The organism is Alteromonas sp. KUL42, from assembly GCF_006538325.1.
In the GTDB taxonomy this organism is placed as follows: domain Bacteria; phylum Pseudomonadota; class Gammaproteobacteria; order Enterobacterales; family Alteromonadaceae; genus Alteromonas.
Genome location: NZ_BJKK01000003.1, coordinates 176,087 through 187,995 on the forward strand (window position 1 = coordinate 176,087; position 11,909 = coordinate 187,995).

Genomic DNA, 11,909 nt, shown 5'->3' on the forward strand with positions numbered 1-11,909 from the left:
TGAGTAAACTCAGAGTCTGTTTATCTTTTTTGTGATTCGCTTTACAAGCTGAGCCGCTTCGTCTGCCCACAGTGCATATCCTTTCTCGGAGGGGTGAAATCCGTCGTCTGCCATCAAACCACTGTCGAACATTTCTTTCATTGACACATCCTCTTCCATCGACGAGACAAAAAGCAACGTCGCATTTTCATTGCACTGTAGTTGCTCACTCATAACTTGGTTAAGTATTCTTGCTCGTGTGCCTAAAATACTGCGCAGTGGCTGAGGTATAGCTGGGAACAAATGCATAGGCGGTAACGCAGTGAATATTATAAGCTCACATTTAAACGTATTGGTAAGCGTATCAATAAGCGTTTGTATGTTTCGCCGCCATCGCTTTATCGAAGTAAATCTTGTCACATCGTTCACGCCCACAGACACCAACGCCATTGAAAATACTTCAGCGTCTAGGCTTTTAAGGGTGTGAAGTACGTCGCCACTCGTAAAACCCGTTTGCGCCCACAAATAGGACGATACAGCCACATTATCATAAAGGGGAAAGTGTGCTAGATGCGACAGCTGAGATAGCTGCGAAAAAGCCATTTTACTAATACGATGATGCAACTGCCCTAATAAGGCGTTATCTTGTTTGTTTGCCCCAACGCCTGCCGCGGCTGAATCACCGAGAATGAGGACTTTGAATAGAAGGGTATCGTCGAAGGTACCGTCGTGGGCACTATCAGGAGCCTCGTCACTCTCTAGTGACGTTATCTTTCGGTCACCGCTAGCTTCAGGCAATCGCAGCGTTTTCTTGCGAACCCACATTGCCTGAATAACAACGAGTGGAAATAACACCACAATCAATATATTCAATAACACAACTTTGAAGTAGATCAACATTCCATTTTTAGTAAAACGATACACTCTTATTCGCCTAGAAATTTATTGTGCACAAAAGTAGAACATGATGACAACGTCAGTAGTAGCAAACAACAACACCTCATTTATCAAGAAGTATGCTCAACATGCACCACGGTATACGTCATACCCCACTGCCCTTAAGTTTGAGCCTGTAGACAATGACATTTTATCTATTGCTAATAAAGATACGCTAGCCGATGAACTGAGTTTGTACATTCATATTCCTTTTTGTAACACACTTTGCTATTACTGTGGATGCAATAAAATTGTTACTCGGCATCAAGATAAAGCAGACATTTATCTTGAGTACCTTGAAAAAGAAATGATTGCCAAGCAGTCCTTGTCAAAAGGCAAGCCTCTTGCCTCGTTACATCTAGGTGGCGGCTCTCCTAGCTTTCTTACTAAAGCGCAACACACTCATTTAATGTACCTTGTAAAGAAATACTTCACCTTTGCCGCTGACGCAGAGCGCGCTATCGAACTGGACCCCAGAAATGTTGATACAAGCTATTTGGCAACGCTGAAGTCATTGGGCTACACCCGATTAAGCTTTGGCCTTCAAGATACCGATTACAAAGTACAGCAAACCATTAATCGCATACAGAGTACTGCCCACATTGCCAATTTAGTTTTTGAAGCGCGCACACTTGGCTTCAATTCTATAAATCTTGATCTGATCTACGGACTGCCACATCAAACACTTGAAACATTCAAAACCACAATTGCTGCAACTAAAGCCATGCAGCCTGACAGAATATCCTTATTCAGCTACGCCCATTTACCTGAACGCTTTGCAGCACAAAGTAAATTTAACGATAGTATGTTACCCGATGCGGAACTAAAGGCATTGCTGTACAACACCGCAGTGAATAGCTTCAAAAAAATTGGCTATGAAATGATTGGTTTAGACCATTTTGCCAAGGCGAACGACACACTCGCTATCGCTAAAAATGGCGGTGTACTGCATCGTAATTTCCAAGGGTATACCACGCATGGTAATAGTGACTTACTTGGTATTGGCGTGTCTTCAATTAGTACCATTGGTAATGCATTTGCGCAAAATCCTAAGGAACTTAAGGCCTATTATGCCCGAATAGATGAAAAACAACACACCGCCACAATTGGATTGTCCTTAACAAAGGATGACTTAATTCGACGAGATGTAATTTCAAGCCTTATGTGTAATTTGCATGTCAACAAAACAGCCATTGAAAAGAAACACCACATTGTTTTTGATGACTACTTTGAAGATGCGCTTGATGCCCTTTCAAGCTTAGTAGATGATGGGCTTATTGCACTAAACGATGAAAGTATTCACGTTCCTGAACATGCACGTATTTATATTCGAGCAATCTGCGCACGTTTTGACGCCTATTTAAATACCGACGAAATAGTTAGCCGCTACTCTAAGGCAATTTAGACTAGTGTGTGGACTTATGCGTGTTGACCTTTGCGGTACATTTTTGCAAAGAAGGTCAACCCGGTCTAAAGTAATTTAAACCGAGCAATAACCGATAGGCCAATACAAAGCGACAATTTGTGCACTGAAATAGCGCTCACGCTTGCATATAGCGTTTGAGGGTTCGGCTCGGTGGCAAATGAGTTTGAAGGCACATTGGTTTTAATAGTGCCGTTACAGTCAGTCTCAAGAGTGAGGAGCACTTTACCGCTTCTTCCCTCATTGTTGACACACTCAAATTCATTAATTGCCACAATTTTGCACGGCAGCGCATTTAGAATACTTGAAGTTGTTTTTTGCCGTGACTCGGAAGTGTTAGTATCAATACTGACATCACATGCTTTTACTGCAAAGCGAACTGTTTGTTGTCTAGGGGGTTGTTTTGTAAAGGTATGACTGTCCACTTGCAACGCAGTTTTTGACACATACAGGCGAGTATTTGCAACATCGACAAACATAACACTGTCTGTTTGCATACGCTGGTTGGTCAGAGATTCCGTAGACATGACCTCTCTATGATCAATTAACGTTCCTTCAAGCACCGCTGATGGACTTTCGATAGTGCCAGAAGTAAATATAGTATTAAGCACGTCGCTAGCGCCCCCTTGCATGGCGACTTGTCCGTCACTGATATAAATCAGTTCATCACAAAATAGTGCTAAATCCTCTAAATCATGAGAAACGATGAAACATTTGAGACCGGTTTCAATGCAAAGGGATTTAAGAAACTGATAAATACGACGCCTTGTAACAAGGTCTATCGCACTGAGCGATTCATCGAGCAACAATACATCAGGACCGTTAGCCAGTGCACGAGCAATAGCTACGCGCTGAGCCTCACCGCCAGATAACGTGTATACGTCTTTATCTAAAAGGTGAGTACAACAACACCCTGTAAGAATTCGCTCAACGGAAATCGCTTTGTCACTAGCGTGACGCTGTGCCAGTGCAATATTCCCTTGAACATTAACATGAGGAAACAACATTGGCTGTTGAAACACCATACCAATTTTCTTGACTGTTCGCCCCCACTGCATCTCAACATCAGCATTTCGCTCTACCCCTGCGAGGGCGCGAAAAAAGCTACTTTTACCTGCGCCAGAAGGCCCTGTAATGCCTACAATATGCGCAGATGGCCCTACGCTTATTTTCGCGCTTATTCGCCCAGGTAAATCTACAGACAATTTCATAATGACACTACCGAATAAAAACGAATAAGGCCAACTAAGACCGATTAACTGAGCGACTAACGGCAATACCGTTAAAACGATAAAGCGCTGCTAACAATATAAAAGAAAAGACCAGCAAGAGCAGTGATAGTACGTGAGCTTGATCGTACGCTAAAGCTTCAACCTGCTCGTACAGTGCAATGGACAATACTTGTGTCTCACCGGGTATACTGCCGCCAATCATCAGCACCACGCCAAATTCGCCAATAGTATGAGCAAAGCTCAAACCAAAGGCCGCCACAACAGGCGCTTTACACAAAGGGATTACTATTTTGAAAAAGCGTTCTACGTTTGAAAAGCCTAATGAATACGCTATTTCTAAATACCGTTTATCTAGCTGGACAAAGCCGCTGTATAGGGGCTGAAGCGCAAAGGGAAGAGAATAGATCACCGAGCCCAACACCAAGCCTTCAAAACTAAACACTAACATGTTACCACTAAGGTTGTACCACAACTGACCAAGTGGGCTTTCGGGAGAAAAAGCAATAAGCAAGTAAAAACCTAAAACCGTGGGAGGCAACACCAAAGGCAATGCGAAAACAGACATGATCAAGGGCTTAGTTCTCCCCTGCCAATTTGCTAACCACCACGACAGTGGCAGCGCAATGGCGAGTAAAATAATACTCGTAATAAATGCGAGTTTTAAGGTAAGCCACACCGCATCAATAATACCAGGTGTGATACTAGAAAATATCTCCATTATTATGTTGGCTCGCTAGACTTTGTACTACTAGCTTTTTCATTGCTGGCTTTGGCGCTAACAGAACGTTTGTAACCCCAACGGGGTAAGCTACTTTGCACAGCGTCTGACAGTAAATACTGCACAAACAAATGGCTGGGAAGAATAGTAAGCTCAGTTAGGTGCTCAACACCTTTGGTGTCAGAAGTATCAAGCGTATTAAACACATTAGGGGTGATGACGGCTTTAGAATTACTGTTTATAACCAACGCCTGTGTAATAGGCTGATAGAATGCTTCTGGCACTCGTATCACATGGATGTTGGGAATTGACGTATTCACTGTGCTATCTATGTTAACCGAGGAATAAGCGATAAAAGCGCCTTTCACACCGCCAGTTGTAAAATACTGATAAGCTTGCAGTATGTTTTTTCCCACAACTAATGATGGCTGCACCTCATCCCATATATCTAAATGCGTTAACGTATTTTTCGCAGCTTCACCATATGGCGCTAGCAAAGGGTTTGCCACGGCCAATTTTCCAGAACCTGTTGTGGTTACCTGTTTAACAAGCTTATAAAGATATATGCTTTCTTCTTTGTATGGCTCTTCTTTGTGCGGTTTAGCATCTATATGCGGGGAGATATCAGAAGCATATACAAAAGCAAGTTGCCCTTGGGCATACTGATACATGTTATCTTTATGCACCTTACCGGCGTCTATCAGTGCTTGTGGTCTCGCTGTGTCAGCTGACAAAAAAACATCAAATTTGGCGCCGTGCTGAATTTGCGCGAACAAGGTGCCACTAGAAGCGACGGTAACATTAACCTCTATGCCAGTTATTCGGCTAAATTGTTCAGCATATGCTTTAAGTGGCGCGGCAAAATTTGCTGCAACAGCCACATTTATCACCTCGGCGTTTCTGCTACCTTGCTTGTCTTGTTTATCTTGCGCAAACACTAAGGTTACAGAGAAAAGGCTACATATAACCAAAGCCTTAACTACAAGGCGTATTGTTGACCTCATTTCGACGCCATCCATTTAAGCGCGGCTTTATCATCCGAGGCTTTTGTCTCAACCCATTGCGAGCGCTCGCCTTTAAACTCTTTTTTCCAAAGCGGTACCGACTGTTTGAGCATATCCATCAGAAAACAGGCGGCATCAAATGCTGCTTGCCTATGTGGCGCCGCCGCTCCAACCCATACAATTTGCTCATTGTTATACAAGCGCCCTATCCTATGAACAGCGCCAGCAGCGGTGAGAGAAAATCGCGCAACCGCTTGCTCAACGAGTAACATCAAGGCTTTATCAGTCATTCCAGGGTAATGCTCTAACTCAATACCGTCGATATCACCTTGACTGTTGAAGTCTCGTACCAAACCCGTAAAGGTTACAATAGCACCCGTACCACCAAGAGAATACGCGTTGGCATAAGATTGCAACTGCGAGTGCAACTGGGCGTGGGAGAAATCCTCATTTTGAATGAGCGCAAAAACGTTCACACTCACCCCCCGGTTACTGGCGGGAAAAATGCTACTTCGTCACCGTCATTTAGTACGGTTTGTTTATCGCATAATTGATGATTTCGCGCTGACAATATACTGCCCGATAGCGCCAATTCCCAATGACTTCCTCTGGCAGTTAAGTGCTTTATTACCGTATCTATCGTGGCATCCGGCTCTAAATCCAATGAAATATTGTCTTCACCTGATAATTCGCGGGTTTGTGCAAAAGTTTTAACCGTGATGTGCATCATTCGCCTCTTGGGAATGGGTCCAATGCCCTGTTTTACCGCCTATTTTCTCAAGTACACGTACGCCTTCAATATGCATCGTAGGGTCTATGGCTTTGCACATATCAAACAACGTCAGTAGCGCAATATTGACACCGGTGAGCGCTTCCATCTCAACACCTGTTTGGCCGCTTAATTTACAGTAGCAGGTTGCTTTAATACGATTATCGTTGCTGTCTATGTCAAAGTTGATGTCTACCTTTGATAGTGCAAGCGGATGGCAAAGTGGAATTAAGTCACTGCAGCGCTTTGCGCCTTGAATGCCCGCAATGCGCGCGACTGCGAATACATCACCCTTTGCGATGGTTGCATCACTAATTTGCTCAATAACAGAGGGAGAAACATAAATATAGCCTTCGGCGATCGCCTCACGCTGAGTTACCGCTTTATAACTAACGTCCACCATATTCGCTTCGCCACCAGCATTCAAATGACTAAAGGTGCTCATGCTTCCACCAAGTGCTTAACAAAGTTACACGGCTTAAAATCTACATCCAGCTGACTGGCAATGATCTTCTCCCACGCGGTTTTACACGCCCCCGTTGACCCAGGTAAGCAGAAGATAACGGTATTATTTGCAAAGCCAGCGATAGCGCGAGATTGAATGGTAGACGTACCTATCTCTTGGTAGCTAATGTGGCGGAATAACTCACCAAACCCGTCGACTTCTTTATCAAACAAAACACTGATCGCTTCAGGCGTAGAATCTCGGTGGGTAAACCCTGTACCACCGGTAATAAGCACAGCGTGAATTTGGTTTTCAGCTATCCACTTTGAAACTACTGCACGTTGTTGGTAAATATCGTCTTTAACCAGTGTTCTATCAATTAAAGTGTGTCCAGCAGAGGTAATCGCTTCGCTAAGGTAATCACCTGACTTGTCATTGTCGAGCGTGCGTGTATCAGAAATGGTAAGCACGGCAATATTGAGAGGTTGACTGACTACAGACATATAATATCCTAATTTGATCTGCGTAATTTGCACTGCTTTTGGTAAACTTTCGGTAAAGTAACAGCACAATTTAAGTATTGGTCTTCACTTTATAAGGGTGCAGACCATGAATTCAACAACTAAGTTGCCAAAATCTATGCCCAAAAGTCTAACAAATACACAAGCAATGCGGTATAACCGCCATATTGTGCTTCCCCAAGTTGATTTAGACGGACAAGAAGCCTTATTAAATGCACACGCAGTAGTCATTGGCGTTGGAGGTTTAGGCACTGCTGCGGCGACGAGTTTGTGTGCAAGTGGCGTTGGTAAAATTACCCTCATCGATTTCGATATCGTCGAGCAAACCAATTTGCCGCGTCAAACCCTTTATAAAGAAGACGACGTTAATAAGCGTAAAGTCGACGCTGGGGCAACGCATTTAAAAGCACTGAATAGTCATTGTGAGATAAACGTTGTTACTGTTCCATTTGATAACTCACATCAAGACATTATTGCAGATGCTAACGTAGTGCTAGATTGTACCGACAATGTTGAATGCCGAGACGTAATAAACACACTGTGCTTCAACACGCAAACGCCGTTGGTTTCAGGTGCCGCCATTCGCTTTGAAGGTCAGCTTTTTGTTGCAATACCGGGTAAAAGTCGCTGTTATGGCTGTTTGCGAAAATTATTTAATGAACCTAATTTAAGCTGTGTTGAAGCAGGCATTTTTTCACCGGTAGTTAATATTATTGGCACCTATCAAGCCATGTTGGCGATGCAAGTACTTATGGGTTTTGACAATTTGCCACTTAACCAACTCATTACTTTTGATGGACTAAGGCATGAATGGCAACATTGGACGTTACCTGATGGACTGACTTGTTCACTGTGTTCTTCAGACTAGCGCCTTTTTATCTTTATTCATAAATTGCGCTTCTGTGGAATTGAGGCCAAAAGCAATGAGCATAGATAGAATCCATAGCTAATAACAACAAGAGTTAATAATAAAAGACTTAATAACGACAAGAATTAATACAATGACCACTCAAGTAGTAAAAAAACACATGGTTGTGGCGCAAAACGCGTCAGGCCGAAACATGAATGTGCCTATCTATCGCATGAAAGGGTCACGACCTGGCCCAACGGTGTACATTCAAAGCTCCATTCATGGTGCTGAAGTACAAGGCAATGTTGTTATTTATCACCTAATACAACGCCTTAAGCACATGGACATTTGTGGTGAAATTATTCTCGTGCCCAACTGTAATCCAATTGGCACTAATATTAAGGCAGGTGAATACACCCTTGGCAGGTTTGACCCGGTAAATGGTACGAATTGGAATCGCGGCTATTTCTTTGATAAGAATGCGGTTGAGGATTTTGCTAAGACGGTTACACCGGAAGAGTCTGTAACAGGCATTAAACAGCGGTTTCGCGCGCACCTGTCATCGTCGATTGACAAAAAGCTTGCAGAGCCTTGGGGGTTAGGTCTAGCACAACAACTTAACCTTAAGTTACAGCAACTGGCTGTGAACGCTGATTATGTGCTCGACTTGCACAATGGCCCAGTTTCTACACGTCACATTTACATACCGGAATACGCGAAAAATAGTGCGTCGCTGTTTAATATTCCCCACTGTATTTTTATTCCCAATGTATTTGCAGGCGCTTTGGATGAAGCTACATTTTGTCCATGGTGGACACTGCAAGATCATATCAACAGCAATCTTAGTCGAGAGGTTTGCTTTGATGTCGAAGCTTTTACCCTTGAGATGGGTAGTCAAGAAGTCATTGATTTCAAAGAAGGCGATATTGATGCAACTAGCATTCTAAGTTACCTGAACGCTAAAGGGGCCTTGCACCATTGCGATATACAACCAAAAGACATGCAACGACTTGCGGTGTATTTAAAAGACTATAAAACCCTTTTCACCAATTGGGGGGGTATGGTGGAATATCTCGCCAAACCGGGGCAAAGAATCAACCGCGGTGAGCCGCTTGCACAAATTCTCAATATTGATGATTTAGACACCGATTTTGGGAGTCGTACCTTGGAGGCACCGTGCGATCTTATCCCTATTCTTCACTTTCCATCAGCGTCAGTACTAAGTGGCACCCAGTTGTACAAAGTATTCACCAACTACTTTGACATTTAGCATGAGATGAATGGCCCATCACTTAAATTAACTACCAGCTAGATTCACTCACAAAGACATGCTCAGTAAACATAAAAGGCTGTGTTGCAGTACTCCCACAACACAGCCTTTTGAATTAACACTTTAGGAATTTAAAATAGGCTTAAATACATAAGCCTAAAACCCAACTCTCCGAATTAGATTGGCGAACCGGGCGGAAGCGGTGCTACTTCAAATGAAGCATGCCACTGTCCGGTTTTCCAATATCCGTCGAACTGTTCGTGTAACACTTCGTACTGATTATCGTCTGCCTTGTCATCTAACCATTCGGTAAACTCAAGCAACGCAGTTTCTGCGGCTAGTTTAACCTCAGGTGCCAATTTATTTGACGTTACCGCTTTCATTACCGCATTCAGAGCCACAAGTTGTAAGCGTCTGGCGTACTGACTACCCGATGCATTATTGTACCAATGTACACTGAGAATTTGTTTCACTAGCAACGCGACATCCACTTTTCGACTTTTATCTCTGCTGCTATGCGCCTGCCACTGAAGACGATTTAAACGCTCAGGATGAAGTAACAACTCAAAAGCAAAATTAGCTGCAGATGCTGCCGCAGATACAGGGTCGAGCATTAGCCCCATATTGCTTGTAAACTGCTCGCGAGTAATATCATCGCCGTATGCCGTAGGGGGAATAAGTGCCAACACGTGTGGGGGTATAGTTAAATACGCTTCTGTAGTTGCTTTTAGCAATTGTTCCATAGCGCGTTGTTGTATTGCTGGTGCAACAAATTGCTGCCCCTGTGCTTTTGCGTAGTCACCTTTTCGTTCATATTCGTATTGCAAACCGCCTACTTGTTTGGCAACAGCTTCTAACTGATAACGGTGAAGCAAATAAATAGGCACTAAGGCGTTTTCAAGTGACGATAAACTGCTTTGTGCAGGCAAGGTATCTAAGCCTAATTTTGATAACGCCAATTCGCGCACAGCTGATATTTCATCAAATGCATCTAGAGGATCCCGTCCGTTGTCCCACATATGCCCATTTGACGAGGCGTGACGAGAACTACGGGTATCTGAATCAGATTTGAAACTTAAACCCGCATTACGCGCTTTCACGATGAGTTTTGCCAACGCTTCTGACTCTTCTGCCTCACTTGCAAAGTCTTGATACCCGTAAGCCACAGCGTGTTTATCCCACTCACCAATTCCTTTGTCATAGGCACCAATCAACGACACTTCACCATCTTTGATGGTCAATTTAGGATGCGGATAGTCCATTACAGAGGCCCTATCGTTTTCACTGGCGGCAAAATTATGCGCAATGCCTAAGGTATGCCCTACCTCATGGGCCGACAGTTGCTTGATTCTGTCTAGCGCCATAGTTTGCTGGGTTGATGTATCTGACTGCGCATCTTTAAATGGGCTGGTAAGGCCAAGGGCAATCAAATAATCTTGCCTTACACGCAACGAACCTAGGGTAACGTGCCCTTTTATAATTTCGCCCGTTCTTGGGTCGACGACCGACGAGCCATAAGACCAACCACGTGTTGCACGATGTACCCAATTTATAACGTTGTAGCGCACATCCATGGGGTCAGCCCCTTCTGGCAACACCTTTACCTTAAACGCATCTTTGTAACCGGCTGCTTCAAAGGCTTGATCCCACCAGCTAGCCCCCTCTTTAAGGCTAGACATAACTGGCTCTGGAATGCCGGGGTCTAGGTAATAAACAATAGGTTCCACCGCCTCACTCATTGCGGCATGGGGGTCCTTTTTATCTAGACGGTGTCGCGTGATGAAACGCTGTTCTGTCGGCTCACTGATTGGCGTTGAATAGTCAAAATAACTAAACTTCCAGTAACCAGAAAACGGATGGTAAATACGAGGTGAATAGTTGCTATCGGGCAACGCAACAAATGAGTGGTGTAAATGTACCGTAAGACTTTCTGGGTCTGGCGTAACCTGCCTAACAAACTCACCTGGTTTTTTACCAGCAAAAGTGACCAACGCCTCAAGTTCGGTATTTTTTTCAAACCCTTTGGTCTTGGGCAAATAAACACCACTTCGCATTGTATCTACACTGAAGCTACCCTGATTGGTTGCCGACAATCTATTGCCAATGCCGTGAATATCAGACAAAAGATAAGGTGTATAATCGATTAAGTGAGCGCTGTCATCTTGTGCCACAAGCGCAAAACCGGCGATAACCGAATCGGCAAATGCTTCATTGATACTTTGTTTTTCTGCTTCGCTGCCATGCGCTGCGCGATAGTCAGTATTATGTTGCTTTAACAACAACTTATTGCCAAATTTTTCAAAGCTTACCAAGCGCGTTAAACCAAGTTGGCCGCGATCAAGTCCTATATCATTCGACCCCACACCGTAAGGCAAACTACTTTGAAATAAATATTGGGAAGCATGGTTGGGAACGGCCAAATAAACTTTATCTGTTGCACTGTCATAGTATACCGGGATAAGCCCATCTTTCTGCTGCATATCCGCCGTAAAGTCACTGATGGTGGGAAGCGTTGCCCATGCTGAGGATGAAAAGACAAAAGATAGCGCAACTACTGTAATTAATCGGTATCTAACCAAGTTAACGCCTTTAAATCGAGACCGAAGACACTTGAAATGCAGCATGAGTTTATCCTTCTATGTGCAAAAAGGCGCAAAGCGCGCACTGAGCGTGTTGAGTATGAATGCCTCTTGTGGGCACTATGTATGTTGTTAAACATTTAAAAACAAAGAGTTAAACAAACCACTTTGTATATAATTCTA

General features: G+C 43.7%; 12 protein-coding genes. 3 read left to right on the forward strand and 9 right to left on the reverse strand.

The window, feature by feature from the left end; translation table 11 throughout:
• Positions 1 to 9: 9 nt before the first annotated feature.
• Positions 10 to 903 (reverse strand): SGNH/GDSL hydrolase family protein, encoded by an 894-nt coding sequence (locus tag EYR97_RS06015; protein ID WP_242634918.1) that lies wholly within the window; start codon positions 901 to 903, stop codon positions 10 to 12.
• Between the two features lie 43 nt (positions 904 to 946).
• Between EYR97_RS06015 and hemN the strand changes: the two genes are divergently transcribed.
• Positions 947 to 2,320, forward strand: coding sequence for an oxygen-independent coproporphyrinogen III oxidase (hemN, locus tag EYR97_RS06020; RefSeq protein ID WP_404840951.1), 1,374 nt, complete (start codon positions 947 to 949; stop codon positions 2,318 to 2,320).
• A gap of 65 nt (positions 2,321 to 2,385) precedes the next feature.
• Here the strand turns inward: hemN and EYR97_RS06025 are convergent, their stop codons facing one another.
• From EYR97_RS06025 to moaB, 7 genes are read right to left on the reverse strand one after another with little or no spacing between them, the layout of a single operon-like run.
• On the reverse strand, positions 2,386 to 3,549 hold the full coding sequence (locus EYR97_RS06025; protein WP_131092911.1) for an ATP-binding cassette domain-containing protein: 1,164 nt from the start codon (positions 3,547 to 3,549) through the stop codon (positions 2,386 to 2,388).
• A 34-nt stretch (positions 3,550 to 3,583) separates the two neighbouring features.
• Positions 3,584 to 4,288: a molybdate ABC transporter permease subunit gene (modB, locus tag EYR97_RS06030; protein ID WP_131092912.1), complete on the reverse strand. Its 705-nt coding sequence runs from the start codon at positions 4,286 to 4,288 to the stop codon at positions 3,584 to 3,586.
• A gap of 2 nt (positions 4,289 to 4,290) precedes the next feature.
• The gene (gene modA, locus EYR97_RS06035; RefSeq protein WP_165477989.1) at positions 4,291 to 5,292 is read right to left on the reverse strand and encodes a molybdate ABC transporter substrate-binding protein; all 1,002 of its coding nucleotides are present in this window, start codon (positions 5,290 to 5,292) and stop codon (positions 4,291 to 4,293) included.
• Entirely contained in the window at positions 5,289 to 5,768 is a 480-nt protein-coding gene (locus EYR97_RS06040; protein ID WP_131092914.1) for a molybdenum cofactor biosynthesis protein MoaE, read from the reverse strand. The genes modA and EYR97_RS06040 overlap by 4 nt, the downstream gene beginning before the upstream one ends.
• Before the next feature lie 2 nt (positions 5,769 to 5,770).
• Positions 5,771 to 6,022 (reverse strand): MoaD/ThiS family protein, encoded by a 252-nt coding sequence (locus EYR97_RS06045; RefSeq protein WP_242634919.1) that lies wholly within the window; start codon positions 6,020 to 6,022, stop codon positions 5,771 to 5,773.
• Positions 6,003 to 6,506 (reverse strand): cyclic pyranopterin monophosphate synthase MoaC, encoded by a 504-nt coding sequence (gene moaC / locus EYR97_RS06050; protein ID WP_131092915.1) that lies wholly within the window; start codon positions 6,504 to 6,506, stop codon positions 6,003 to 6,005. The genes EYR97_RS06045 and moaC overlap by 20 nt, the downstream gene beginning before the upstream one ends.
• The gene (moaB, locus tag EYR97_RS06055) at positions 6,503 to 7,009 is read right to left on the reverse strand and encodes a molybdenum cofactor biosynthesis protein B (RefSeq protein ID WP_131092916.1); all 507 of its coding nucleotides are present in this window, start codon (positions 7,007 to 7,009) and stop codon (positions 6,503 to 6,505) included. Before moaB ends, moaC begins: the two co-directional genes overlap by 4 nt.
• 136 nt (positions 7,010 to 7,145) lie before the next feature.
• Between moaB and EYR97_RS06060 the strand changes: the two genes are divergently transcribed.
• Together EYR97_RS06060 and EYR97_RS06065 are read left to right on the forward strand one after the other, a co-directional pair.
• Positions 7,146 to 7,895: a HesA/MoeB/ThiF family protein gene (locus tag EYR97_RS06060; protein WP_131093166.1), complete on the forward strand. Its 750-nt coding sequence runs from the start codon at positions 7,146 to 7,148 to the stop codon at positions 7,893 to 7,895.
• A gap of 133 nt (positions 7,896 to 8,028) precedes the next feature.
• On the forward strand, positions 8,029 to 9,147 hold the full coding sequence (locus tag EYR97_RS06065; protein WP_131092917.1) for a succinylglutamate desuccinylase/aspartoacylase family protein: 1,119 nt from the start codon (positions 8,029 to 8,031) through the stop codon (positions 9,145 to 9,147).
• A 176-nt stretch (positions 9,148 to 9,323) separates the two neighbouring features.
• Here the strand turns inward: EYR97_RS06065 and EYR97_RS06070 are convergent, their stop codons facing one another.
• Positions 9,324 to 11,771, reverse strand: coding sequence for a zinc-dependent metalloprotease (locus EYR97_RS06070; RefSeq protein WP_131092918.1), 2,448 nt, complete (start codon positions 11,769 to 11,771; stop codon positions 9,324 to 9,326).
• Positions 11,772 to 11,909 lie beyond the last annotated feature (138 nt).

What these genes read in the sequence shown, in the direction of transcription:
- hemN (WP_404840951.1), top strand. Translation starts at nt 947, where the DNA reads ATGACAACGTCAGTAGTAGCAAACAACAACACCTCATTTATCAAGAAG.
- EYR97_RS06025 (WP_131092911.1), bottom strand. Translation starts at nt 3,549, where the DNA reads ATGAAATTGTCTGTAGATTTACCTGGGCGAATAAGCGCGAAAATAAGC.
- modB (WP_131092912.1), bottom strand. Translation starts at nt 4,288, where the DNA reads ATGGAGATATTTTCTAGTATCACACCTGGTATTATTGATGCGGTGTGG.
- modA (WP_165477989.1), bottom strand. Translation starts at nt 5,292, where the DNA reads ATGAGGTCAACAATACGCCTTGTAGTTAAGGCTTTGGTTATATGTAGC.
- EYR97_RS06045 (WP_242634919.1), bottom strand. Translation starts at nt 6,022, where the DNA reads ATGATGCACATCACGGTTAAAACTTTTGCACAAACCCGCGAATTATCA.
- moaC (WP_131092915.1), bottom strand. Translation starts at nt 6,506, where the DNA reads ATGAGCACCTTTAGTCATTTGAATGCTGGTGGCGAAGCGAATATGGTG.
- moaB (WP_131092916.1), bottom strand. Translation starts at nt 7,009, where the DNA reads ATGTCTGTAGTCAGTCAACCTCTCAATATTGCCGTGCTTACCATTTCT.
- EYR97_RS06060 (WP_131093166.1), top strand. Translation starts at nt 7,146, where the DNA reads ATGCCCAAAAGTCTAACAAATACACAAGCAATGCGGTATAACCGCCAT.
- EYR97_RS06065 (WP_131092917.1), top strand. Translation starts at nt 8,029, where the DNA reads ATGACCACTCAAGTAGTAAAAAAACACATGGTTGTGGCGCAAAACGCG.
- EYR97_RS06070 (WP_131092918.1), bottom strand. Translation starts at nt 11,771, where the DNA reads ATGCTGCATTTCAAGTGTCTTCGGTCTCGATTTAAAGGCGTTAACTTG.